26 protein-coding genes and 2 tRNA genes are annotated in these 23,879 nt (G+C 67.5%); 15 read left to right on the forward strand and 13 right to left on the reverse strand.

What is annotated here, in order from left to right; all coding sequences use genetic code 11:
- Positions 1-70: 70 nt before the first annotated feature.
- From KGA65_RS13875 to KGA65_RS13895, 5 genes are all read right to left on the reverse strand, one after another.
- Entirely contained in the window at positions 71-1,612 is a 1,542-nt protein-coding gene (locus tag KGA65_RS13875; protein WP_225863713.1) for a 2-isopropylmalate synthase, read from the reverse strand.
- Between the two features lie 272 nt (positions 1,613-1,884).
- The gene (gene pssA / locus KGA65_RS13880) at positions 1,885-2,667 is read right to left on the reverse strand and encodes a CDP-diacylglycerol--serine O-phosphatidyltransferase (protein WP_225864111.1); all 783 of its coding nucleotides are present in this window, start codon (positions 2,665-2,667) and stop codon (positions 1,885-1,887) included.
- Positions 2,668-2,837: 170 nt separating this feature from the next.
- Positions 2,838-3,854 (reverse strand): ketol-acid reductoisomerase, encoded by a 1,017-nt coding sequence (ilvC, locus tag KGA65_RS13885; protein WP_225863714.1) that lies wholly within the window; start codon positions 3,852-3,854, stop codon positions 2,838-2,840.
- A 54-nt stretch (positions 3,855-3,908) separates the two neighbouring features.
- A complete protein-coding gene (gene ilvN / locus KGA65_RS13890) occupies positions 3,909-4,400 on the reverse strand; it encodes an acetolactate synthase small subunit (RefSeq protein ID WP_225863715.1) in 492 nt (163 codons plus the stop codon).
- A gap of 164 nt (positions 4,401-4,564) precedes the next feature.
- The gene (locus KGA65_RS13895; RefSeq protein ID WP_225863716.1) at positions 4,565-6,370 is read right to left on the reverse strand and encodes an acetolactate synthase 3 catalytic subunit; all 1,806 of its coding nucleotides are present in this window, start codon (positions 6,368-6,370) and stop codon (positions 4,565-4,567) included.
- A gap of 260 nt (positions 6,371-6,630) precedes the next feature.
- Between KGA65_RS13895 and KGA65_RS13900 the strand changes: the two genes are divergently transcribed.
- The 6 genes from KGA65_RS13900 to KGA65_RS13925 are packed head-to-tail and all read left to right on the forward strand — an operon-like array spanning position 6,631 to position 10,013.
- Positions 6,631-7,203, forward strand: coding sequence for an RNA polymerase sigma factor (locus KGA65_RS13900; protein ID WP_225863717.1), 573 nt, complete (start codon positions 6,631-6,633; stop codon positions 7,201-7,203).
- Positions 7,204-7,214: 11 nt separating this feature from the next.
- On the forward strand, positions 7,215-7,682 hold the full coding sequence (locus KGA65_RS13905; RefSeq protein WP_225863718.1) for a DUF3619 family protein: 468 nt from the start codon (positions 7,215-7,217) through the stop codon (positions 7,680-7,682).
- A 10-nt stretch (positions 7,683-7,692) separates the two neighbouring features.
- On the forward strand, positions 7,693-8,451 hold the full coding sequence (locus KGA65_RS13910) for a DUF3106 domain-containing protein (RefSeq protein ID WP_225863719.1): 759 nt from the start codon (positions 7,693-7,695) through the stop codon (positions 8,449-8,451).
- Positions 8,448-8,984 carry an RDD family protein gene (locus KGA65_RS13915; RefSeq protein WP_225863720.1) on the forward strand — a complete coding sequence of 179 codons (537 nt, stop codon included), beginning with the start codon at positions 8,448-8,450 and terminating at the stop codon, positions 8,982-8,984. Before KGA65_RS13910 ends, KGA65_RS13915 begins: the two co-directional genes overlap by 4 nt.
- A gap of 43 nt (positions 8,985-9,027) precedes the next feature.
- Entirely contained in the window at positions 9,028-9,417 is a 390-nt protein-coding gene (locus KGA65_RS13920) for a diacylglycerol kinase (RefSeq protein WP_225863721.1), read from the forward strand.
- Positions 9,414-10,013, forward strand: coding sequence for an LOG family protein (locus KGA65_RS13925; protein ID WP_225863722.1), 600 nt, complete (start codon positions 9,414-9,416; stop codon positions 10,011-10,013). The genes KGA65_RS13920 and KGA65_RS13925 overlap by 4 nt, the downstream gene beginning before the upstream one ends.
- Before the next feature lie 24 nt (positions 10,014-10,037).
- On the opposite strand, the gene KGA65_RS13930 is transcribed toward KGA65_RS13925, so the two are convergent.
- Positions 10,038-10,376: a P-II family nitrogen regulator gene (locus KGA65_RS13930; RefSeq protein ID WP_225863723.1), complete on the reverse strand. Its 339-nt coding sequence runs from the start codon at positions 10,374-10,376 to the stop codon at positions 10,038-10,040.
- Between the two features lie 48 nt (positions 10,377-10,424).
- Positions 10,425-12,125 carry an NAD+ synthase gene (locus KGA65_RS13935; protein WP_225863724.1) on the reverse strand — a complete coding sequence of 567 codons (1,701 nt, stop codon included), beginning with the start codon at positions 12,123-12,125 and terminating at the stop codon, positions 10,425-10,427.
- Positions 12,126-12,147: 22 nt separating this feature from the next.
- On the opposite strand from KGA65_RS13935, the gene KGA65_RS13940 reads away from it, so the two are divergent.
- The gene (locus tag KGA65_RS13940) at positions 12,148-13,308 is read left to right on the forward strand and encodes a GNAT family N-acetyltransferase (RefSeq protein ID WP_225863725.1); all 1,161 of its coding nucleotides are present in this window, start codon (positions 12,148-12,150) and stop codon (positions 13,306-13,308) included.
- Between the two features lie 60 nt (positions 13,309-13,368).
- Here the strand turns inward: KGA65_RS13940 and ppa are convergent, their stop codons facing one another.
- Positions 13,369-13,902 (reverse strand): inorganic diphosphatase, encoded by a 534-nt coding sequence (ppa, locus tag KGA65_RS13945; RefSeq protein WP_225863726.1) that lies wholly within the window; start codon positions 13,900-13,902, stop codon positions 13,369-13,371.
- Positions 13,903-14,001: 99 nt separating this feature from the next.
- On the opposite strand from ppa, the gene aat reads away from it, so the two are divergent.
- The 6 genes from aat to KGA65_RS13975 all read left to right on the forward strand — a co-directional run bounded on the left by aat (position 14,002) and on the right by KGA65_RS13975 (position 19,286).
- Entirely contained in the window at positions 14,002-14,769 is a 768-nt protein-coding gene (gene aat / locus KGA65_RS13950) for a leucyl/phenylalanyl-tRNA--protein transferase (RefSeq protein WP_225863727.1), read from the forward strand.
- Positions 14,766-15,527: an arginyltransferase gene (locus KGA65_RS13955; RefSeq protein ID WP_225863728.1), complete on the forward strand. Its 762-nt coding sequence runs from the start codon at positions 14,766-14,768 to the stop codon at positions 15,525-15,527. Before aat ends, KGA65_RS13955 begins: the two co-directional genes overlap by 4 nt.
- 98 nt (positions 15,528-15,625) lie before the next feature.
- On the forward strand, positions 15,626-16,378 hold the full coding sequence (locus tag KGA65_RS13960) for a head GIN domain-containing protein (protein ID WP_225863729.1): 753 nt from the start codon (positions 15,626-15,628) through the stop codon (positions 16,376-16,378).
- Positions 16,379-16,464: 86 nt separating this feature from the next.
- A complete protein-coding gene (locus KGA65_RS13965; protein ID WP_225863730.1) occupies positions 16,465-16,815 on the forward strand; it encodes a hypothetical protein in 351 nt (116 codons plus the stop codon).
- Positions 16,816-16,857: 42 nt separating this feature from the next.
- Positions 16,858-18,378, forward strand: coding sequence for a thymidine phosphorylase family protein (locus KGA65_RS13970; protein ID WP_225863731.1), 1,521 nt, complete (start codon positions 16,858-16,860; stop codon positions 18,376-18,378).
- Positions 18,375-19,286: a ribose-phosphate diphosphokinase gene (locus KGA65_RS13975; protein WP_225863732.1), complete on the forward strand. Its 912-nt coding sequence runs from the start codon at positions 18,375-18,377 to the stop codon at positions 19,284-19,286. The genes KGA65_RS13970 and KGA65_RS13975 overlap by 4 nt, the downstream gene beginning before the upstream one ends.
- A 63-nt stretch (positions 19,287-19,349) precedes the next feature.
- Here KGA65_RS13975 and KGA65_RS13980 read toward each other — a convergent pair.
- From KGA65_RS13980 to lgt, 4 genes are all read right to left on the reverse strand, one after another.
- Positions 19,350-19,424: transfer RNA gene (locus tag KGA65_RS13980), tRNA-Val, on the reverse strand.
- Between the two features lie 27 nt (positions 19,425-19,451).
- Positions 19,452-19,526 (reverse strand) — tRNA-Val (locus tag KGA65_RS13985).
- An 87-nt stretch (positions 19,527-19,613) separates the two neighbouring features.
- Positions 19,614-20,321 carry a DNA polymerase III subunit epsilon gene (gene dnaQ / locus KGA65_RS13990; protein ID WP_225863733.1) on the reverse strand — a complete coding sequence of 236 codons (708 nt, stop codon included), beginning with the start codon at positions 20,319-20,321 and terminating at the stop codon, positions 19,614-19,616.
- Positions 20,318-21,154 (reverse strand): prolipoprotein diacylglyceryl transferase, encoded by an 837-nt coding sequence (lgt, locus tag KGA65_RS13995; protein WP_225863734.1) that lies wholly within the window; start codon positions 21,152-21,154, stop codon positions 20,318-20,320. Before lgt ends, dnaQ begins: the two co-directional genes overlap by 4 nt.
- Positions 21,155-21,262: 108 nt before the next feature.
- On the opposite strand from lgt, the gene ilvD reads away from it, so the two are divergent.
- Entirely contained in the window at positions 21,263-23,110 is a 1,848-nt protein-coding gene (gene ilvD / locus KGA65_RS14000) for a dihydroxy-acid dehydratase (protein ID WP_225863735.1), read from the forward strand.
- Between the two features lie 45 nt (positions 23,111-23,155).
- Here the strand turns inward: ilvD and KGA65_RS14005 are convergent, their stop codons facing one another.
- Entirely contained in the window at positions 23,156-23,404 is a 249-nt protein-coding gene (locus KGA65_RS14005; protein WP_225863736.1) for a TIGR04438 family Trp-rich protein, read from the reverse strand.
- A 119-nt stretch (positions 23,405-23,523) separates the two neighbouring features.
- On the opposite strand from KGA65_RS14005, the gene KGA65_RS14010 reads away from it, so the two are divergent.
- A complete protein-coding gene (locus KGA65_RS14010; protein ID WP_225863737.1) occupies positions 23,524-23,835 on the forward strand; it encodes a c-type cytochrome in 312 nt (103 codons plus the stop codon).
- Positions 23,836-23,879: the final 44 nt, after the last annotated feature.

Below are 23,879 nucleotides of genomic sequence, written 5' to 3' on the forward strand. Positions count from 1 at the left end.
TCCCCATGGCAATGAAAAAAGACATGCAAGACATTGACTTGCACGTCCTTCCTCAAGTGCCAGGGTGTACTCAGCCCTGGGCGGCCACACGCTCCACGCCGGCGTGCAGCTTGCTCAACGCAGACAGATAGGCTTTGGCTGACGCGACCACGATATCCGGATCGGACCCCACGCCATTGACAATGCGCCCCCCCAGCTGCAGCCGGAAGGTCACCTCGCCCTGGGATTCTGTGCTGCCCGAGGTGATCGCATTGACGGAATAAAGCACCATCTCCGCACCACTTTGGACCTTGGACTCGATGGCCTTGAGCGTGGCATCCACCGGACCATTGCCTTCGCTCTCGACCACCGTTTCCTGCCCGCCCATCGTAAGCACGACACGTGCCCGCGGACGCTCACCGGTCTCGGAATGCTGGGACAGAGACACGAACCGGTAGAAATCGGGCTCGGCGGCGCGCGAACTGTCGCCCACCAGCGCAATGATGTCTTCGTCGAAGATCTCGCTCTTGCGGTCGGCCAGATCCTTGAAACGGGCGAAGGCGGCGTTCAGGTCCGCCTCCGAGGCCAGCTCCACCCCCAGCTCCTGCAGACGCTGCTTGAAGGCATTGCGCCCAGACAGCTTGCCCAGCACCAGCTTGTTGGCCGCCCAGCCCACGTCCTCGGCCCGCATGATCTCGTAGGTGTCACGCGCCTTCAGCACACCATCCTGGTGGATGCCGGAAGCGTGCGCAAAGGCGTTCGCTCCCACCACGGCCTTGTTGGGTTGCACCACGAAGCCAGTGGTCTGGCTGACCAGGCGGGAGGCCGGCACGATCTGGGTCGTGTCGATGCCCACCTCGAGACCGAAGTAGTCGCGGCGGGTCCTGACCGCCATCACCACCTCTTCCAGCGAGCAGTTGCCGGCGCGTTCACCCAGGCCGTTGATCGTGCACTCGACCTGCCGCGCCCCACCGATCTTCACCCCGGCCAGGGAGTTGGCCACCGCCATGCCCAGGTCGTTGTGGCAGTGCACCGACCAGATGGCCTTGTCCGAATTGGGCACCCGCTCGCGCAGATGCTTGATGAAGTTGCCGTAGAGCTCGGGGATGGCGTAGCCGACCGTATCGGGGATGTTGATGGTCGTCGCGCCTTCGGCGATGACCGCCTCCACCACCCGGGCCAGGAAATCCGGCTCCGAGCGGTAGCCGTCTTCGGCCGAGAACTCGATGTCCGCGCACAGGTTGCGGGCGAAACGCACCGACAACCGGGCCTGCTCCAGCACCTCTTCCGGCGTCATCCGCAGCTTCTTTTCCATGTGCAGCGGGCTGGTCGCGATGAAGGTGTGGATGCGGCTGCGGGCCGCGCCGGCCAGCGCCTCGGCCGCCCGGCTGATGTCGCGGTCATTGGCGCGGGCCAGCGAGCAGACCGTGGAATCCTTGATCTGGTTGGCGATCGTGCGCACAGCCTCAAAGTCGCCGTTCGAGGCGGCGGCGAAACCTGCCTCGATCACATCCACGCGCAGACGCTCCAGTTGGCGCGCAATGCGCACCTTCTCTTCACGGGTCATGGAGGCCCCGGGGGACTGCTCACCGTCACGCAACGTGGTGTCGAAAATGATGAGCTTGTCGGTCATGCGGAAATCTCCTGGAACGCTGCGGCGGCCTGGACGGCAACCCGGTGGGAACGGAAGGTGAAGGACATGGACGTCTCCGGTGGAAATGCACGCAGCCGGAGGTCAAAGAAAAACGGCCCGCTGCGATGCGCTGGCGGGCCGTGATCCGAAAAAATGGTTCGGTGAACTTCGATGGACGTGTTCGATCAGCGTGCCCGCAGACTGGCTAGGGGCAGCGATAGCAGCAGAGCGCAGGCCATCACGATCGAGTTCATGTTTTCAAGTATAGCGTCTCAGTGCAGACCACGCTCATCGGGTTCGTCCTTGGAGGTGGAAATCACGCTCACCGGACGCCCCTTCATGCGCTTGTAGCCGTACACCGCGTAGCCCGACACGCCATAAATGCAGAACAGGCCGAACAGCACGATGGGAGGGTGGATGTTGATGATGGCGATGCCCAGCGCGATCAGCACGATGACGATGAAGGGCACGCTGCGCTTCAGGCTGATGTCCTTGAAGCTGTAGAACGGCACGTTGGTGACCATCGTCAGCCCCGCGTACAGGGCGAAGGCAAAGGCCGTCCAGGTGAGCGCCGGGGAACCGACGACATTCTTGATGCCCTGGTCATCGACGACCCAGATGAAGCCGACCACCATGGCTGCCGCGGCCGGGCTGGGCATGCCCTGGAAGAAGCGCTTGTCGACGATGCCGATGTTGGTGTTGAAACGCGCCAGACGCAGCGCGGCGCACGCGCAGTAGACGAAGGCGGCGATCCAGCCGGCCTTGCCCAGGCCCTTGAGGGCCCATTCATAGACGATCAGGGCCGGCGCGGCGCCAAAGCACACCATGTCGGACAGGCTGTCCATCTGCTCGCCGAAGGCGCTCTGGGTGTGGGTCAGCCGGGCCACACGGCCATCCAGGCTGTCCAGCACGGCCGCGCAGAACACGCCGACGGCGGCCATGTCGAAGCGCCCGTTCATGGCCATCACTACTGCGTAGAAGCCGCCGAACAGGGCGCCCAGCGTGAACAGGTTCGGAAGTATGTAGATGCCACGACGCCGGCGACGCGGCGGCATGTCGTCCAGATCCTGGTCGTCATCATCCAGGGCATCCGGAACGTGCGGAGTCAAATCGGTCATGGGAAAGAGGATACCTCAGCGTCCCGGGCCCCACCGGCCCGCCAACGCAACGGGCCGCCCGCAGGCGGCCCGCTGGACAGAGGGCAGCCAGAGGCCGCCCGTCTGCATCAGTTGCGGGTCTTGTCGACCAGCTTGTTGGCCTTGATCCAGGGCATCATGGCGCGCAGCTTCTCGCCCACCACCTCGATCGGGTGCTCGGCGGTCAGGCGGCGGCGCGAGGTCAGCGTCGGGGCGCCGGCCTTGTTCTCCAGGATGAAGCTCTTGGCGTACTCACCGGTCTGGATGTCCTTCAGGGCCTGACGCATCGCGTTCTTGGTGTCTTCGGTCACCACGCGCGGGCCGGTCACGTACTCACCGTACTCGGCGTTGTTCGAGATCGAGTAGTTCATGTTGCCAATGCCGCCTTCATAGATCAGGTCGACGATCAGCTTCAGCTCGTGCAGGCACTCGAAGTAGGCCATCTCAGGCGCGTAACCGGCTTCGGTCAGCGTCTCGAAGCCGGCCTTGATCAGCTCGACCGCGCCGCCGCACAGCACGGCCTGTTCGCCAAACAGGTCGGTTTCGGTTTCTTCGCGGAAGGTGGTCTCGATGATGCCGGCCTTGCCACCGCCGTTCGCCACGGCATAGCTCAGGGCCAGGTCACGCGCCTTGCCCGACTTGTCGGCGTAGACAGCGATCAGGTGCGGCACGCCGCCACCCTGGGTGTAGGTGCCACGCACGGTGTGGCCCGGGGCCTTGGGGGCGACCATCCAGACGTCCACGTCGTCGCGCGGCACGACCTGGTTGTAGTGCACGTTGAAACCGTGGGCGAAGGCCAGCGAGGCGCCCGGCTTCAGGTTCGGGGCCACCTGGTTGTTGTACACGTCGGCGATCTGCTCGTCAGGCAGCAGGATCATCACGACGTCGGCGCCCTTGACCGCCTCGGCGATCTCGGCCACCTTCAGGCCGGCCTTCTCGGCCTTGCCCCAGGACGCGCCACCCTTGCGCAGGCCCACGGTCACCTTCACGCCGCTGTCGTTCAGGTTCAGCGCGTGGGCGTGGCCTTGCGAGCCGTAGCCGATGATGGTGACGTTCTTGCCCTTGATGAGGGAGAGGTCGGCGTCCTTGTCGTAGTAAACCTTCATGGGATGTCTCTTCGGTTGGATGGGTACAAATGGAGCGGGAAGTGATCGCGGGGATCAGACGCGCAGGATGCGCTCGCCGCGACCGATCCCGCTGGAGCCGGTGCGCACGGTTTCGAGGATGGCGGTGCGGTCGATCGCCTCGATGAAGGCGTCGAGCTTGCCTGCGTCCCCGGTCAGTTCGATGGTGTAGCTCTTCTCGGTCACGTCGATGATGCGGCCACGGAAGATGTCGGCCATGCGCTTCATCTCCTCGCGTTCCTTGCCCACGGCACGGACCTTGATCAGCATGAGCTCACGCTCGGTGTAGTGGCCTTCGGTCAGGTCAACGACCTTGACCACGTCGACCAGCCGGTTCAGGTGCTTGGTGATCTGCTCGATCACCTCGTCCGAACCGTTGGTGACGACCGTCATGCGCGACAGCGACGGATCTTCCGTCGGCGCCACGGTCAGGCTCTCGATGTTGTAGCCGCGGGCGGAAAACAGGGCCACCACACGGGACAGGGCGCCGGGCTCGTTCTCGAGCAGCACCGCGATGATGTGTTTCATGTGCATTCTCCTGGCGCGCTCTTCAGGATGACGGCGGTAACCGCCATCCCTTGGCCACGCCGCATTGGCACGGTTGGGACAATCTCAGCCTCGGCTGCGGGAACCCCCTGAGCCAGCGCAGTCGGCGGCGCGGTAACGCCATCGCCCCGCCAGCCCGAAGGCGCTCACAGGTCCTCGGCGCCGAGCAGCATCTCCGAGAGACCCTTGCCCGCCTTGACCATGGGCCAGACGTTCTCGGTCGGGTCGGTGCGCACGTCCAGGAAGACGGTGCGGTCCTTCAGACGCATCATCTCCTTCAGGGCCGGTTCGATCTCCGAGGGCTTCTCGATCTTGATGCCGACGTGGCCATAGGCCTCGGCCAGCTTCACGAAGTCCGGCAACGCATCCATGTAGCTGCTGGAGTAGCGGCCTTCGTAGTCAATCTCCTGCCACTGCCGCACCATGCCCAGGTAGCGGTTGTTCAAGGCGATGATCTTGACCGGCGTCTTGTACTGCTGGCAGGTCGACAGTTCCTGGATGCACATCTGGATCGAGCCTTCGCCGGTGATGCAGAACACATCCGACTGCGGCTTGGCCAGCTTGATGCCCATGGCATACGGCAGGCCCACGCCCATCGTGCCCAGGCCGCCGGAGTTGATCCAGCGGCGCGGCTCGTCAAAGCGGTAGTACTGGGCGGCCCACATCTGGTGCTGCCCCACGTCCGAGGTGATGTAGGTGTCGGTGCCGCGGGTCATCTCCCACAGCGCCTCGATCACCTGCTGCGGCTTGATCACATCCGGGCTGCGCCGATAGGCCAGGCACTCGCGGCGGCGCCATTCATTGATCTGGCTCCACCACTGGGAGATCACCGCGGTGTCGGGCTTCTGCTGCGCTTCCTTGATCTGGGCGATCAGTTCCTGCAGCACGTCCTTCACGTCCCCGACGATGGGGATGTCCACCTTGACCCGCTTCGAGATCGACGAGGGGTCGATGTCGATGTGGATGATCTTGCGCTCCACCGAAGCGAAGTGCTTGGGGTTGCCGATCACCCGGTCGTCAAAACGTGCGCCCACGGCCAGCAGCACATCGCAGTTCTGCATGGTCATGTTGGCTTCGTAGGTACCGTGCATGCCGGGCATGCCCAGGAACTTCGGGTCCGAGGCCGGTGTGGCGCCCAGGCCCATCAGCGTGTTGGTGACCGGGAAGCCCAGCAGATCGGACAGCTGGCGCAGTTCGGTCGAGGCGTTGCCCAGGATGACCCCACCGCCCGAATAGATATAGGGGCGCTTGGCATTCAGCAGCAGCTGCACCGCCTTGCGAATCTGCCCTCCATGCCCCTTCTTCACCGGGTTGTACGAGCGCATCTCGACGTGCTCGGGGTAGTGGAAGGGGGCCGTCTTCAGCGAGACGTCCTTGGGAATGTCCACCACCACCGGGCCGGGACGGCCGGTGCGGGCAATGTGGAAGGCCTTCTTGATCGTGGCCGCCAGGTCGCGCACATCCTTGACCAGGAAGTTGTGCTTGACCACCGGGCGCGTGATGCCCACGGTGTCGCATTCCTGGAAGGCATCCAGGCCAATGGCGGTGGTCGGCACCTGGCCGGTGATCACCACCAGCGGGATCGAATCCATGTAGGCGGTGGCAATGCCGGTCACGGCATTCGTCACCCCGGGGCCGGAGGTGACCAGGGCCACCCCGACGTCGCCGGTCGCACGGGCATAGCCGTCGGCGGCATGGACTGCGGCCTGCTCATGACGCACCAGCACGTGCTGGATGCTGTCCTGCTGGTACAGCGCGTCGTAAATGTAGAGAACCGAGCCACCCGGGTAACCCCAGATGTGCTTGACACCCTCGGCCTGCAGACAGCGCACGAGGATCTGGGAGCCATTGAGCTCCTTGGGGGAAGCGGAAGACGTGGAGGAAGCGTTCGGAGAGATGGCGCGCCCTTCGGAAGGGGCGGCCCGCTTGACGTCCGCGGCAGACATGTTCATTTCGAACCTCTGTGAATTTCTCTGACGAAAAACCTTCGGTGCCCCTCCCCGCGCCCTCGTGAGGCGGGATTGGAACCTGCGCGGTCAACAATCGCCGGCACCCGCGGTCGGGGCGGCCTGAGGACCTGTTCGCAATAGTGCGAGCGGGCATTATGACATCACTCGGAACCGCCGACCGCGCCGCGCCATGCTGCAATGACATAATCCGCCTTCCCCAGACCGGTCCACCCGCCGTTTGTATCGGGTGGATTTCGCAGCTCGTGGCTTCCGACAAAGAACTTACCGACTTCCTGAAAAGCATCGACAAGCGCGCCTTCAAGCGGACGGTCTACACCGTGCGCGATGAGGATGCCGCCTTGGACATCGTTCAGGACGCCATGATCCGCCTGGCCGAGAAATACGCCGACCGCCCTGCGGCGGAGCTGCCCCTGCTGTTCCAGCGCATCCTCTCCAATGCCACGATGGACTGGTTTCGTCGCCGCAAAGTGCGTCAGGCGGTGGAACAGAGCCTGTCCGACTTCGACGGACCGGATGGCAGCGACGGCGGCGACTTCGACCTGCTGGAACTGCTCGAGACCGCCGAAGGCAGCCTGGGCTCGGAAAGCGCCGCCGACACGGTGGGGCGGGAACAGATCCTGCTCGCGATCGAACAGGAGGTGGCCCAGTTGCCCACCCGTCAACGGGAGGCCTTCCTGCTGCGTTACTGGGAAGAACTCGATGTGGCTGAAACCGCCAGTGTGATGGGGTGCTCGGAAGGCAGTGTCAAGACGCACTGCTCCCGGGCCGTGCATGCACTGGCGAAGTCACTCAAAGCCAAGGGGATTGCGCCGTGAACACCCGTCCAATGACTTCTCGTCTGCTGCCACAGGAAGTGAGCACCCTGGAGGCACGTTTCGGCCTGCGTGTGGGGGCCGCCCTGACCGAGCGCAGCGCCCTGCCGCAACATGACATCGCCGAGCGGCTGCGCGTGGCCCGCGAGCAGGCCCTGGCCCGGGCGCGCAGCGCGCGCACCGCGGGATCGGTCGTGCAGACTGCCGCCGAGACACAAGGGGTCATGGCCCATGCGAACGGCACCTTGTCGCTGGGTCGTGCGGGCGGCGATCCCTTCCAGGGGGGGCGCTGGGCCCTGCTGGCCTCGTTCCTGCCTTTGCTGTTGCTGGTGCTGGGCCTGGTCCTGATCGACACCTGGCACGATCGCGTGCAATCCGCCACGGTGGCCGAGGTCGACACAGCCTTGCTGGCCGACGACCTGCCGCCCGACGCCTACACCGACCCCGGTTTCACCGAGTACCTGAAGACCGGCCAACCCTGATGCCATGTCGATGACCGCTCCTTCTGTCTGCCGATGGCTGAGCCTGCCTGTGCTGGGCTTGGTGCTCGCGCTGGCTGGCACCCCTGTCTGGGCGCAGGCCAGCCAAGCCGGCCCGGCGAGCCAAGCCGCCAGCGCAGGCACCCCCTGGGAGAGCCTGAGCCCCGCCCAGCAGAAGGCGCTGGCGCCACTGGCCAAGGACTGGAACCAGTTGCCCGAGGAGCGCCGGCACAAGTGGGAAGAAGTGGCCGAGCGTTTCGACCGCATGTCCCCGGTGCAGCGCCAACGTGTGCAGCGGCGCATGACCGAATGGGCCCGCATGAGCCCCCAGGAACGGGATCGCGCCCGCCTCAACTACCAGAAGGCCCAGCAGCTTTCCGCCAAAGAACGCGAAGCGCGTTGGCAGGCCTACCAGGCGCTCAGCCCCGAACAACGCCACGCGTTGGCCGCCAAGGCCCGTCCGGCCTCCACCTCAGCCGAAGGCAACAGCCTGCGCGCCCTGCGCCGCGCACCGGTGGACGCCCAGGCCCCCAAGTCGAACATCGTGCGCCCCCCCCAGGGGCCAGGCACGGCACCCAAGTCGGTGTCGCCGGTGCTGGTCCAGGGGCGGCCGGGCGCCAGCACCTCGCTGATCAACCAGCGCATGCAACCACCGGTGCACCAGCGCGCGGGACAGCCGAAGATCACCGTGTCGCCGGCCGAGGTGAACCCCAACACCCTGCTGCCCCGCCAACGCCCGCCTGCGCCGCCGGCCTCCGGAGCGGCCCGGTGAGCGGCGCGGTTTCCGCCGCGCCCGGCACCCCCGATCCCGCCCCCCTGCCCACCCCGGCCCTCGGCCGGCGGCTGGCGGCCTTCCTGTATGAGGGGGTGCTGCTGTTCGGCGTGATGTTCATCTCGGGCTGGCTGTACTCCACCCTCACCCAACTCAAGGATCCGGACCATCAGGGCACCCTGGGCCTGCAGCTGTTTCTGTTGCTGGTGTTGGCCGTGTACTTCTGCTGGTTTTGGACCCACGGCGGCCAGACGGTGGCCATGAAGGCCTGGCACATCCGCCTGGTGGACCGCGCCGGGCAGCCGGTCACCCCGGGCCGTGCCCTGGCACGCTTCGCCCTGGCCTGGCTCTGGTTCGTCCCCGCGCTGTTGACCGCCAAGCTGGCCGGCCTGCATGGCGGTGCCTTGTTCGGCCTGATGCTGGTGGGCGTGGGCGCCTATGCCGCGCTGGCCCGCCTGCACCCCGATCGCCAGTTCTGGCACGACGCGGTGTGTGGCACCCGTCTGGTGGACTGGCGCCCCACCCGCCCCTGACCTGCGCCATCGCACCCCAGGCATCGGCGACAATCCCGACCCGATGACACCTCCGTTCCCTCGCCGCACCGGCCTGTCCCGCATCCTCCACGCCTTCGGCTATTCCCTGGCCGGCCTGCGTTCCGCCCTGCTTGGCGAAAGCGCCTTCCGTCAGGAAGCGGTGCTTGCCGTTGTGCTGCTGCCCGCCTCGTTCTGGCTGGGCGACGGCTGGGTGGAGGTGGGCCTGCTGGCCGGCTCCGTGATCCTGGTGCTGGTGGTGGAACTGCTCAACACCGCGGTGGAATCCACCATCGACCGCATCGGCCCAGAGCGGCACGAACTGTCCGGCCGGGCCAAGGACCTGGGCAGCGCGGCCGTGCTGCTGAGCCTCCTGCTCGCGGCCGGCCTCTGGGCCGGGGCCTTCTGGCAACACTTCATGAGATCAGGCGCATGAGCCAACGACCGTTTTCTGTCTGTGTGTACTGCGGCTCCCGTCCGGGCAGCCAAGCCCTCTATGCCGAATCCGCGGCCCGGCTGGGCCAGGAAATCGCGCGCCGGGGTTGGCGGCTGGTCTATGGCGGCGGCCATGTCGGCCTGATGGGCATCGTGGCCGACGCGGCGCTCTCGGCCGGCGCCCCGGTGATCGGCATCATCCCCGAGCGCCTGCAGTCACGCGAAGTCGGCCACCGCGGCCTGACGGAACTGGTGGTCGTGTCCAACATGCACCAGCGCAAGCAGCGCATGGCCGAGGAAGCCGATGCTTTTCTGTCCATGCCCGGCGGGCTGGGCACCTTCGAAGAGTTGTTCGAGGTCTGGACCTGGCACCACCTGGGCTACCACAGCAAGCCCATCGGCCTCTTGAACGTGGCGGGTTTCTACCAGCCGCTGCTGGACTACATGGGCTTTGCCCATGAGCAGGGCTTTGTCGACGCCAGCCAGCAGCAGGCGCTGACGGTGGACGAGGTGCCGGGCCGTCTGCTGGACCGGCTGGCCGCCCGTGCCGGCCACAAGGCCCTCAACGCCAGCCCGACCGACTACTCGGCCATCTGAACGTCCCGGGCCCGCGGGCGCGGCTCAGACCGCGTTCGCGTCGGTCTCGCCGGTGCGGATGCGCACCACCTGCTCCACCGCCGTCACGAAGATCTTGCCGTCGCCGATCTTGCCGGTCTTGGCCGCCTTGACGATGGCCTCGAGGGCATGGTCCACGTCCTCGTCACGCACGACGACCTCGACCTTCACCTTGGGCAGGAAGTCCACCACGTATTCGGCACCGCGGTACAGCTCGGTATGGCCCTTCTGCCGGCCAAAACCCTTCACCTCGGTCACGGTCAGGCCGGACACGCCGACATCGGCCAGTGCTTCACGCACCTCTTCCAGCTTGAACGGTTTGATGATGGCGGTGATCTGCTTCATGGTGTGTTCTCCGTGTCAGGACATGCGCTCGTGGCGCCTGACACGAATTTAAGCACGGAACTTCGAAGTGATCGGATAGCGCCAATCCCGCCCGAACGCACGGTGGGTGATTCGGATCCCGACCGGTGCCTGGCGGCGTTTGTACTCGTTGAGCTTGATGAGCCGCGTCACCTTCTCGACATCGGCCCGCGCGAAGCCCGCGGCGACGATTTCGTCGATGCCCTGGTCCTCTTCCATGTAGCGGGCCAGGATGGCGTCCAGCACCTCGTACGGGGGCAGACTGTCCTGGTCGGTCTGGTCGGGACGCAGTTCGGCCGAAGGCGGCCGGGTGATGATGCGCTCGGGAATCACCGGCCCGATGCTGCCGTCGGCGCGGCGGCTCGGCTGCCGGTTCTTCCACTCGGCCAGGCGGTAGACCAGGGTCTTGGCCACGTCCTTGATGACCGCAAAGCCACCCGCCATGTCGCCGTAGAGCGTGCAGTAGCCGGTGGCCATCTCGCTCTTGTTGCCGGTGGTCAGCACGATGGCGCCGGTCTTGTTGGACAGCGCCATCAGCAGCGTACCGCGGATGCGGGCCTGGATGTTTTCTTCGGTCGTGTCTTCCGGCAAACCGGCGAACTGGGGGGCCAGCGCCTGCTTGAAGCCCTCGAACACCGGGGCAATGCCGATCTCGTCGTAGCGCACGCCCAGCCGGGCCGCCATGTCGCGCGCATCCAGCCAGGAGATGTCCGCCGTGTAGGGCGAGGGCATCATCACCGCCCGCACCCGGTCCGCCCCCAAAGCATCCACCGCCACCGCCAGCACCAGGGCCGAATCAATGCCGCCGGACAGGCCGATGAGTGCCCCCGGGAAGCCGTTCTTGCCGACGTAGTCGCGCACGCCCATCACCAGTGCGTGCCAAGCCTGCCCCTCCAGCGGGGGCAAGGGCGCGACCGGGCCACGGACATGGCCATCGGCCCCCACTTCCAACATCAGCGTGGCGGGCTCGAAGCTGGGGGCGCGGGCGCCGACCAGCCCCTGGGCATCCAGGGCGAACGAGGCGCCATCGAACACCACCTCGTCCTGCCCGCCCACCAGGTGGGCATACAGCAGTGGCAGCCCGACGGCCCGCGCCCGGGCCGCCATGCGGGCCTCGCGCTCACCGTGCTTGTCCAGATGGAAGGGGGAGGCGTTGAGCACGCACAGCACCTCGGCCCCCGCGGCCTTGGCAGCCTCGGCCGGTTCGTCAAACCAGGCGTCCTCGCAGATCAGCAGACCACAGCGCAGGCCGCCCACCTCGAACACCACGGCGCCCCGCCCGGCATCCCGCCCCGAGGCGAAATAGCGTCGCTCATCGAACACCTGGTAATTGGGCAGCTCGCGCTTGCAGTAGGTGGCCAGCACCTGCCCCCCCGCCAGCACCGAGGCCGCGTTGAAGCGTCGCGGCAGGGAATAGGACTTGGACCTAAGATCGGCGCCATCGTCCCAGTCCTGGGGATGGCCCACCACCACATGCAGCCCGGCACAGTCGGCCAATTCGGCCGCCAGTTCCTGCAGGGTCCGCTGGCAGGCGGCCATGAAGGCTGGGCGCAGCAACAGATCCTCGGGCGGATAGCCGGTCAGCGCCAGTTCCGGCGCCAGCACCAGCTGGGCGCCCTGGGCGTGGGCCGCGCGGGCCGCCTGGGCGATGAGACGGGCATTGCCGGCCAGGTCGCCCACGGTGGCGTTGATCTGGGCCAGGGCGACGGAGAGGGTGACCGGACTGGACATGGCAGAGGAGAACAGGAAGGCGATGGATTATCACATCGGGGTCCATGCCCACCCGGGCGAGCTGGATGCGGCCGCCTGGGACGCCCTGCTCGCCCGCCAGGCCCAGCCCACTCCGTTCATGCGCCACGCCTACCTGAGCGCCCTGGTCGATTCCGGCAGTGCGACGCCCGAGACCGGCTGGGCCCCGGCCTGGTTCAGCGTCACGCAGGGCGGCCGTCTGGTGGGCGCCACCACGGCCTGGCTCAAATCCCATTCTTACGGCGAGTACGTGTTCGACTGGGCCTGGGCCGATGCCTACGCCCGGCACGGGCTGGCCTACTACCCCAAGCTGCTGGATGCCGTGCCCTTCACCCCGGTGCCGGGCAGCCGGCTGCTGGCCGAGGACGACGCGGTGCGGCAGCGGCTGCTGCGCCAGCTGCGGGACTGGGCCGATCAAGGCGGGCTGTCGTCGGCCCACCTGCTGTTCCTGGACGAGGCCGAGCAAGCCGCCGCGGCCGCACAAGGCTACCTGCTGCGCCACGGTGTGCAGTTCCATTGGCAGAACCGCCCCGGCCAGCCCTATGCCGACTTCGCCGACTTTCTGGCCACCTTGCAGCGTGACAAGCGCAAGAAGATCCAGCAGGAACGCCGCAAGGTCGAAGCAGCGGGTGTGCGCTTTCGGGCGCTGGAAGGGGCCGACATCACCGCAGCCGACTGGGACTTCTTCCACCGCTGCTACGAGGGGACCTACCGCGCCCACCAGTCCACGCCCTACCTGACACGCGATTTCTTCACCCGGGTCGCCCGCGACCTGGCACCGCACTGGCTGCTGTTCATCGCCGAACGGGCGGGCCAACCGGTGGCGGCCTCGCTGCTGGCCATCGACCGCGCCCAACGCGTCGCCTGGGGCCGCTACTGGGGCGCCACCGAGCCGATCGACTGTCTGCACTTCGAAGCCTGCTACTACCAACCCCTGGCCTGGTGCATCGCCCAGGGCTTCGAGCGCTTTGAAGGCGGCGCCCAGGGCGAACACAAGATGGCCCGCGGCCTGATGCCGGTGCGCACCACCTCCGCCCACTGGCTGGCCCACCCCCAGTTCGCCCGAGCGGTGGAGGACTTCCTCGCCCGCGAGGGCGCGGGAATCCACGGTTATCTGGACGAGTTGCACGAGCACAGCCCGTTCAAGCGCCCCGCGCCGGCATGAAAAAAGCCGCCGGGGTCCCCCCTGGCGGCTTTCTGGCCGGATCCCGGAACCGTCAGGCCATCAGGCCTTCTCGGCGTGGCGCTTCAGGCCATCGGTGATTTCCTGCTTGGCCGCGGCCACATCGGCCCAGCCTTCCACCTTCACCCACTTGCCCTTTTCCAGGTCCTTGTAGTGCTCGAAGAAGTGCTGGATCTGCTTGAGCACCAACTCATTCAGGTCTTCCAGCTTGGTGATGTGGGCGTGGCTGGGCAGCAGCTTCTCGGTCGGCAGCGCCAGCAGCTTGGCGTCGCCGCCGGCCTCGTCGGTCATGTTCAGCATGCCGATGGCGCGGCAGGTCACGACCGAGCCTGCGACCAGCGGGAAGGGGGTGATCACCAGCACGTCGACCGGGTCACCGTCGGCGGCCAGGGTCTGCGGGATGAAGCCGTAGTTGCACGGATAGTGCATGGCCGTGCCCATGAAGCGGTCCACGAACAACGCGCCGGATTCCTTGTCCACCTCGTACTTGACGGGGTCGGCATTGGCCGGGATCTCGATGATGACGTTGAACTGTTCCGGGATCTTGGCGCCCGGGGTCACGTTGAGCAGGCTCATGGTTGTCTCGTAGGTGTCGGTGGAGGGTTTGGAACCGGCGCACATTCTACGGATGCCAGCCAACGCCAGTCTGACCAGGTGGCGCGTTATCCTGGCCGCATGACGCTGCCCTGGCTTGGCGAGCACAGCCCCTTCCCCCCCACGCAGCAGGCGCTGGGGGCCGACAGCGACGCGCCCGGCCTGCTGGCGGCCGGCGGCGGGCTGGCTGTGCCGCGCCTGCGCGAAGCCTACCGCCACGGCATCTTTCCCTGGTATGGCGAAGGGCAGCCGGTGCTCTGGTGGACCCCCGATCCGCGGATGGTGCTGCCGGTGGCCGAATTCCGGCTCGCCCGCTCGCTGCGCAAGACGCTGCAGAAGTTCCTCGCCACCCCGGGCTGCGAGATCCGCTTCGACCACGGTTTCCGCGAAGTGATCACCGCCTGTGCAACCACGCCGCGCGAGGGCCAGCCCGGCACCTGGATCGTGCCGGAGATGATCGAGGCCTATGTGCGCCTGCACCAGGCCGGTCTGGCCCACAGCGTCGAAACCTGGATCGACGGCGTACGGGTCGGCGGGCTCTACGGCATCGGCCTGGGCCGGATGTTCTTCGGCGAATCGATGTTCGCCCACCGGACCGACGCCTCCAAGATCGCCCTGGCCGCGCTGGTGGCCTTCTGCCGCGCCGAGGGCATTGGTGTGATCGACTGCCAGCAGCACACGCGCCACCTGGCCAGCCTGGGCGCCCGGCAGATCGACCGTCCCCAGTTTGAAGCCCACCTCGCGGCCACCGTGGACCTGCCCGGCCCGGCACGCTGGTCCTATGATCCAGCCCATTGGGCCCGCCTGGGCATTGCCAGCCCGCCCCCTCCGGTTCCGCCTGCGCCGTGACACACCCGAAAGAGTTCCCGTTCTCCTCGCTGCAGTTCTACGCCACGGCGCCCTATCCGTGCAGCTACCTGCCCGAGCGCACGGCCCGCTCGCAGGTGGCCACGCCCAGCCACATGATCCACGCCGAGGCCTACTCGGCCCTGGTCGCCAGTGGCTTCCGGCGCAGCGGCCTGTTCACCTACCGGCCTTACTGCGATGACTGCCGGGCCTGCGTACCGCTGCGCCTGCCGGTGGACCGTTTTCAGCCCGACCGCAGCCAGCGCCGTGCCCGTGCCGCCCATCAGCACCTGCGCAGCCGGGTGATGCGGCTGGGCTTCGTCGCGGAGCACTACCAGCTGTACCTGCGCTATCAGTCGACCCGCCACGCCGGCGGCGGCATGGACCAGGACAGCGTGGACCAGTACACCCAGTTCCTGTTGCAAAGCAGGGTCAACTCCCGGCTGGTGGAGTTCCGCGAGCCGGCCGCTGACGGCCCCGGCCTGCTGCGCATGGTGTCCATCGTCGACATCCTGGCCGACGGGCTGTCGGCCGTCTACACCTTCTACGATCCGGCGGCCAAGGGCAGCTATGGCACCTATGGCGTGCTCTGGCAGATCGAGCAGACCCGCCAGCTCAAGCTGCCCTATCTGTACCTGGGCTACTGGATCGCGGAAAGCCCCAAGATGGCCTACAAGACGCGTTTTCATCCCTACCAAGTGCTGCAGGGCGAACGCTGGGTCGAACCGGCCGACGACCACGCGCCATCCAGCCACGGCTGAGGTTCGTCGGCCCTGGCAGCCGTCTGTCGCACACCTCGGGCAAGGCCGCAGCCTCCCGGCTAGCCTGTGGCCCTTGTCCTGTCCACACGGAACCCCGCATGCTCCCCCAACGCCGCACCCTGCTCCTCACCCCGTTGCTGCTGGCCGGCGCGGCGCTTTCCGCCCCTGCCCAGGCCTGGGAACTGCCCCTGGGGCTGCCCATCCAGGGCTCGGGCCAGTTGGTATCGCAGGACCGCTCGGTCCCATCCTTCACCCGCCTGCAAGCCGATGGCCCCTTCGAAGTGACGGTGCGACCGGGCACGACCCGTCGTGTCCGGGTGCGCACCGACGACAACCTGCAGTCCTTGGTGGACACCCATGTCGAAAACGACACGCTGGTGATCGCCCCCACCCGGCAGACCGGCTGGCACAGCCGCGAGAAGATCCAGGTGACAGTGGAGACCCCAGCCCTGGCTGCGGCCAGCCTGCGCGGCAGCGGCCGACTGAGCTTGGAACGGCTTCAGGGCGGCCCCTTTGCGCTGGCGCTCAGCGGATCGGGGGAGATCCGCCTGGCCGATGCCCGCCTGACGCGACTGAACGTGCAGTTGGCCGGCTCAGGCGACATCTGGCTGCAGGGCCAGGCCGATGAGGCACGCTACGAGCTGGCCGGCTCAGGAGGCGTCCACGCCGACCCAATGCGGGCCCGCCAGCTCAGCGTGAGCGTGGCGGGCAGTGGCGACGCGGTCGTCCGGGCACAGGATGACCTGACGGTCCGCATCGCCGGCTCGGGCAACGTGCGCTATGCCGGCACGCCCCGCGTGCGGCAGCAGGTGGCCGGCTCAGGTCGCGTCAGCGCGCTGCAGGAACCTTGATCCCGCGGCCCCTGTCCCGACATCCGCTGGGCCACAATGCAGTTCCCTTGACTGGCCGGAGCGGCTTGCCGTTCCTGTGCATTGCCATGAACTGCCTCCGTTCGCTCCCCTCCCTGCTCCTGTCCCTGGCGCTGATCGGGGGATTGGGCGCCTGCACGGCGCCTGTCGCCCATGTCCGCGTGGTCTTCCAGGTCGATGACGGTGGCCAGTGCCGGATGAACGGCCAGGCGGTACCCTGCCCGCAGGCCGGTGCCGACGCCATCGGGCGCTGGGCGGTGGACCAGATCCATGCCGTGCTGCTGCCGTCTCCGCATGCCCCCCAAGCCGCCGTCCAGGCCCTGGACGAAAGCCTGCGCGAGGCCCACATCGCCCATGTCCAGTTCGGGGATCCCAGTACCTTCAAGTACGACCCGAACGAACACGGCTTCCACATCTGACCCGACGCCGCGGGCCCCGCAGGGGCACGGCGGCCGCCCTTCATGAAGAAATTGAAAGAGCTCCGTGTCCGGCGCGTGGGCATCGACACCTGGCGTGAGAACGTCGCCTACCTGCACCGCAACTGCGCGGCCGTGCGGGCCGCCGGCTTCCAGGCCCTGGCCAAGGTGCTGGTGCGCGCCAATGGCGCGGCCATCAACGCCGTGCTCAACGTCGTCGACGACGACTGCATCGTGCAGCCCGACGAGCTCGGCCTGTCCGAGGACGCCTTCGCCCGCCTGAACGTCGAGGCCGGCCATCCCGTGCATGTGTGGCCGGCCGAGCCGCCGCTCTCCCAGCCCGCCCTGCGCAGCAAGATCGCCGGAGAGCGACTCGGGCGGGAGGACTGGCACGCCATCATCCGGGACGTGGCCCAGGCCCGCTATTCCAAGATCGAGCTGGCCGCCTTCGTCGTGGCCACCAACGGCTACGACCTGGAACGCGAGGAAGTGCTGTACCTGACCGACGCGATGATCGACGTCGGCCGCCGGCTGGACTGGCAACACTCGGTGCGCGGCGGCCCGGTGGTGGACAAGCATTGCATCGGTGGCATTCCGGGCAACCGCACGTCCATGTTGGTGGTGCCCATCGTCACCGCCCACGGCATGCTGTGCCCCAAGACCAGTTCGCGCGCCATCACCTCCCCCGCCGGCACGGCCGACACGATGGAGGTGCTCGCGCAGGTCGAGCTGCCGCTGGAGCGCCTGCGCGAGATCGTGCGCGACACGAACGGCTGCCTGGCCTGGGGCGGCACCGCCGGGCTCTCGCCCGCCGATGACATCCTGATCTCGGTCGAGCGCCCCCTGGCCATCGATTCGCCCGGTCAGATGGTCGCCTCCATCCTGAGCAAGAAGATCTCGGCCGGCTCCACCCACCTGGTGCTGGACATCCCGGTGGGCCCGACCGCCAAGGTGCGCACGATGGCTGCGGCGCAACGGCTGCGCAAGCTGTTCGAGTACGTCGCCGGGGCCCTCAACCTGCACCTGGAGGTGATGATCACCGATGGCAGCCAGCCGATCGGCCGGGGCATCGGCCCGGTGCTGGAAGCACGCGATGTGATGCAGGTGCTGCACAACGAGCCCGACGCCCCCGCCGACCTGCGCGAGAAGGCCCTGCGGCTGGCCGGCCGCGTGATCGAGTTCGACCCCGACGTGCGTGGCGGCGACGGTTGGCGCATCGCCCGCGACATCCTGGAGTCGGGTCGGGCGCTGACCCAGATGGAAGCCATCATCGACGCCCAGGGCCGTCGCGCCGACCCGCCCACGCTGGGCACGCTGACCCACGAGGTCTGCGCCCCGCGCGACGGCATCGTGCGGGCGATCGACAACCTGCAACTGGCCCAGGTGGCCCGTCTGGCCGGCGCGCCACAGGTGCCCGGCGCCGGCGTGGACCTGCTGTGCAAGGTGGGCGATCCGGTGCTGCAGGGCGTGCCGCTCTACCGCATCCACGCCCAGTACCCGGCCGATCTGAACTTTGCCCGCGATCGCTCGGCCCGCGACAGCGGCTACACCGTGGAGGCGGCATGACCCCCCCTTGGCCCGCCCTCAGCCTGGTCCTGGCCTTCGACGACGAGGCCACCGAAGCCGAGGCCCTGGCCCGGCAGCTGGCATGCCCCCTGGCGCTGGTGGTCCGGCACCGCTTTCCGGACGGCGAGCTGAAGCTGACCCTGCCAACGCCACTGCAGGGCACGGTGCTGCTCTACCGGGGGCTGCACCAGCCCAACGAGAAGCTGGTCGAGCTGATGATCACCGCCCCGGCCGCCCGGGCACTGGGGGCCGAGCGGCTGCTGCTGGTCTGCCCCTACTTGGCCTACATGCGGCAGGACATCGCCTTCCACCCCGGTGAAGCGGTCAGCCAGCGCCACATCGCCGGTCTGCTGGCCAGCCGGTTCGACGGACTGGTCACGGTCGATCCGCACCTGCACCGCATCGCCTCGCTGGACGAGGTGATGCCGGGCTGCCGCGCGCTGTCGCTGTCCGCTGCCGGCCTGCTCGGCCGCTGGGTGGCCCAGCAGGTGCCCCAGCCGCTGCTGCTGGGCCCCGACGGCGAAGCCGAGCAATGGGTGCGCGAAGCGGCCCAGGCCAGCGGCAGCGCAGGCGCCTGGTGCCTGAAGGAACGCCATGGCGACCGCGAGGTCGCGGTGAAGCTGCCGCCCGCGGTCGATTTCCGGGGCCGGGCGGTGGTGCTGATCGACGACGTGGCCAGCACCGGCCGCACCCTGGTGGCCGCGGCCCAACTGGCGCTGGCCGCGGGCGCGGCGTCGGTGGATGTGGCGGTGACGCACGGCCTGTTCGTGGGCGATGCGCTGGTGACGCTGCAGGCGGCCGGCATCCGCCACATCTGGAGCAGCGACTGTGTGCCCCATCCCAGCAATGCCATTCCGGTGGCCCCGCTGCTGACCGAGGGCGTGCGCCGGGTGATGGCAGGCACCTGAGCCCCGGCGAACCGCCAAAGAAAAACCCCGTGCGCCAGAAGCGGACGGGGTTTTTGCAGGTCTTGGTGGGCGGTGCAGGGTTCGAACCTGCGACCCCTGCCGTGTGAAGGCAGTGCTCTACCACTGAGCTAACCGCCCGGTCTTCGGGTCAGGCTGAAGCGAATCTGGTGGGCGGTGCAGGGTTCGAACCTGCGACCCCTGCCGTGTGAAGGCAGTGCTCTACCACTGAGCTAACCGCCCGGCTGCTTTCTGTGGGCCTGTAGAAACAGGCCCTTCAGTCAGCGAACAACTGCCTCAGCAAGAAGTCGTTCCCGGGAAAGTCTGCCATTATGCCATTGCCTTTTCCCATTGGGCAAGCACCTCGCCGGTCTTGTCGATCGATTTCAGCAATTCCTCGTGCGCGGCCCGCTCCGCCTCGCTGACGGCCACCGTGGGCAGGATGAAGGCGGAGAAATCCACCTTCTGGACCTGCAGCGCCGGCCCGTGAGCCGACTCGCCGCTGTCGATCACCAGGCTGTCCTGGCCGCGAGTCATGCGGATGTAGACCTCGGCCAGCAGTTCCGCATCCAGCAGGGCGCCGTGCAGGGTCCGGCTGGAGTTGTCCACCTCCAGGCGCTTGCACAAGGCATCCAGCGAATTGCTCTTGCCCGGGAACATGTCCCGCGCCATCAGCAACGAATCCGTCACCGAAGCCACATGGGCATGGAACAGCGGCTTGCCGATGTGCTTGAGCTCGGCGTCCAGAAAGCCCACGTCGAAGGCCGCGTTGTGGATCACGACCTCCGCACCGGCCCAGTACGCGATCAGGTCATCCGCCACCGCCGAGAACAGCGGCTTGTCGGCCAGGAACTCGTCGGTCAGGCCGTGCACCCGCACCGCCTCTTCGCTGCTCTTGCGTTCTGGGTTCAGGTAGAAGTGACGGTTGTTGCCGGTCAGACGCCGGTTGACCATCTCGACGCAACCGATTTCGACCACGCGGTCGCCCGTCTCGGGCGACAGGCCGGTGGTTTCCGTGTCCAGGAAGATCTGTCTCATGCGCGGGCCTCCTCGGCACCGATGGGTCGGGCCCGGCGCGTGGCCCAGGCCCAGATCAGCGCGCCACCGACGATCATCGGCACGCACAGCCACTGGCCCATGCTCATGTTGAGCGCCAGCAGTCCCAGGAAGGAATCCGGCTCGCGGAAGTACTCGGCAATGAAACGGAAGCTGCCGTAACCCATCAGGAAGGCCCCGGACACCTGACCGGCCCAGCGCGGCTTGCTGCCATACCACCACAGCAGCCCGAACAGCAGCAGACCCTCCATGCCGAACTCATAGAGCTGCGAGGGATGGCGCGGCAACGGCGAGCCCGACTGCGGGAACACCATGCCCCAGGGCAGCGAAGGGTCGGCGAAACGGCCCCACAGCTCACCGTTGATGAAGTTGCCGACGCGCCCGCTGGCCAGACCGGTGGGCACGCAGGGGGCGATCAGGTCGGTCACTTCCCAGAACGAGCGCTTGCGCAGCCAGCCGAACACCGCCATCGCGGTGATCACGCCCAGCAGCCCACCGTGGAAGGACATGCCGCCCTTCCAGACCGAGAAGACCTCCAGCGGGTTGGCCAGGTAGTAGCCGGGCTTGTAGAACAGCACATAGCCCAGGCGCCCGCCCAGCACCACGCCCAGCACGCCGAAGAACAGCAGGTCCTCCACATCGCGCGCCGTCCAGCCGGCCTCGGTGAACCAGGGTTTGCGCACCCGCAGACGCGCCAGCCACAGGAACAGGCCAAAGGCCACCAGGTAGGTGATGCCGTACCAATGGATCTGGATCGGGATGCCGAAGCGCGTCAGATCGAGCGCAATCGGGTTGAACTGCGGGTGGATCAGCATGGGGCGGCATCATAAGCGCCCTGGCTGCGCGAAAATAAGACGCTTGCGGGCAGCCCTGCCCGCAGCAGGACCGTTTCGCCCCCTACACGCCGCAGCGCGTCACAACACATGCCCGCCTACCGCTCCAAGACTTCCACCGCTGGTCGCAACATGGCCGGTGCCCGCGCCCTCTGGCGCGCCACCGGCATGAAGGATGGTGACTTCAGCAAGCCCATCATCGCGATCGCCAACTCCTTCACCCAGTTCGTGCCGGGCCATGTGCACCTGAAGGACCTGGGCCAGCTGGTCGCCCGCGAGATCGAAGCCGCCGGTGGCGTGGCCAAGGAATTCAACACCATCGCCGTGGACGATGGCATCGCGATGGGCCATGACGGCATGCTGTACTCGCTGCCCAGCCGCGACATCATCGCGGACTCGGTCGAGTACATGGTCAACGCCCATTGCGCCGACGCGCTGGTGTGCATCTCCAACTGCGACAAGATCACCCCGGGCATGCTGATGGCCGCGATGCGGCTGAACATCCCGGTGATCTTCGTCTCCGGTGGCCCGATGGAGGCCGGCAAGACCCGCCTGGCCGGCAGCATCGAGATCAAGAAGCTCGACCTGATCGACGCCATGGTGATGGCCGCCGATCCCAAGGTGTCGGACGAGACCGTGGCCGAAGTCGAACGCTCGGCCTGCCCGACCTGCGGCTCCTGCTCGGGCATGTTCACCGCCAATTCGATGAACTGCCTGACCGAGGCGCTGGGCCTGTCGCTGCCGGGCAATGGCACGGTGCTGGCCACCCATGCCGACCGCGAGCAGCTGTTCAAGCAGGCCGGCCACCTGATCGTGGAACTGGCCCGCCGCTACTACGAGCAGGACGATGCGAGCGTGCTGCCGCGCGCCGTGGGCGTCAAGGCCTTCGAGAACGCGATGACGCTGGACATCGCGATGGGCGGCTCGACCAACACCATCCTGCACCTGCTGGCCATCGCCCAGGAGGCCGGCATCGACTTCACGATGACCGACATCGACCGCCTCTCGCGCAGCGTGCCGCAGCTGTGCAAGGTGGCGCCCAACACGCAGAAGTACCACATTGAGGATGTGCACCGCGCGGGCGGCATCATGGGCATCCTGGGTGAACTGGACCGGGCCGGCAAGCTGCACACCGACGTGCCCACCGTCCACAGTGCCACGCTGAAGGACGCGCTGGACCGTTGGGACATCATGCGCCAGCCCAGCGAGGCGGTGCAGACCTTCTACATGGCCGGCCCGGCCGGCATCCCGACCCAGGAGGCCTTCAGCCAGAACACCCGCTGGCCCAGCCTGGACAACGACCGGGCCGAAGGCTGCATCCGCTCGATCGACCATGCCTTCTCGAAGGAAGGCGGCCTGGCCGTGCTGACCGGCAACATCGCCCTGAATGGCTGCGTGGTGAAGACCGCCGGCGTGGACGACAGCCTGCTGGTGTTCGAAGGCCCGGCCCATGTGGTGGAGAGCCAGGACGAGGCGGTCGAGCACATCCTGAACGACCAGGTGAAGGCCGGTGACGTGGTGATCGTGCGCTACGAAGGTCCCAAGGGCGGGCCGGGCATGCAGGAAATGCTCTACCCGACCAGCTACATCAAGTCCAAGGGCCTGGGCAAGGCCTGCGCCCTGCTGACCGATGGCCGCTTCTCGGGTGGCACCTCCGGCCTGTCGATCGGCCACTGCTCGCCCGAAGCGGCAGCCGGCGGCACCATCGGCCTGGTGAAGAACGGCGACCGCATCCGCATCGACATCCCGGCGCGCTCGATCAACGTGCTGGTGAGCGACGAGGAACTGGCGCGACGCCGCGCCGAGCAGGACGCCAAGGGCTGGAAGCCGGCCTTGCCGCGTCCGCGCAAGGTCTCGGCCGCGCTGAAGGCCTACGCGCTGCTGGCCACCTCGGCCGACAAGGGCGCGGTGCGCGATCTGTCCCAGCTGGGCGATTGATCCCAGCGCTGGCCATCCGTCCCGGGTGGCCAGCGCTGCGCGCCCTCACTTGCGGCGCGGATCCTTCGCGCCCAGGCCCAGCGCCTCGACATTGCGCCGGCGGCGCTCCTCCTTGCGTTCAGCGTCCTTCTCCATGGCCCGGCGGCGGGTCAGGCCGCTGGCATCGGACCAGCCCCACCAAGCCAACGCCAGCCCGAAGGGCAGCAACACCGCCCACCAGGCCCAATCGGCCACAGGCCCCCAGCCGGCGAGTTTCATCACCAGCAACAGCACGCCGAGCGCCACAAACACCATTGGTCTCTCCTCGCCCGTCCGGATCCTGCGCGGCTCCCACGGGTTTCCCTAGAATCGGTCGGCCCCACTGTAATTCACCCACGCCACGCAAGCCACCGGGCTTGCCGCAAAGGCTTGCCATGACACGACTGCTGCTCTCCTTGCTACTGCTGGCGACCGGCCCGGCCGCCCTGGCCGCCCCGGCGGGGGCCGAGCTGGCCACGCGCAAGAACTGCCTGGCCTGCCATGCGGTGGACCGCAAGCTGGTCGGCCCGTCCTACCAGGATGTGGCGGCCCGCTATGCCGGCCAGAAGGACGTGGTCAGCCGCCTGGCCGAGAAGATCCAGAAGGGCGGCGCCGGTGCCTGGGGCCCGGTGCCCATGCCCGCCAACCCGGTCACACCGGAAGAGGCCAAGGCCCTGGCCACCTGGGTGCTGTCGCACAAGAAGTGAATCCGCCGGCCCCATGAAGAAAGCCCCGCAGTGCGGGGCTTTTT

Source organism: Ideonella benzenivorans, from assembly GCF_020387415.1.
GTDB classification, from domain to species: Bacteria; Pseudomonadota; Gammaproteobacteria; order Burkholderiales; family Burkholderiaceae_C; genus Ideonella; species Ideonella benzenivorans.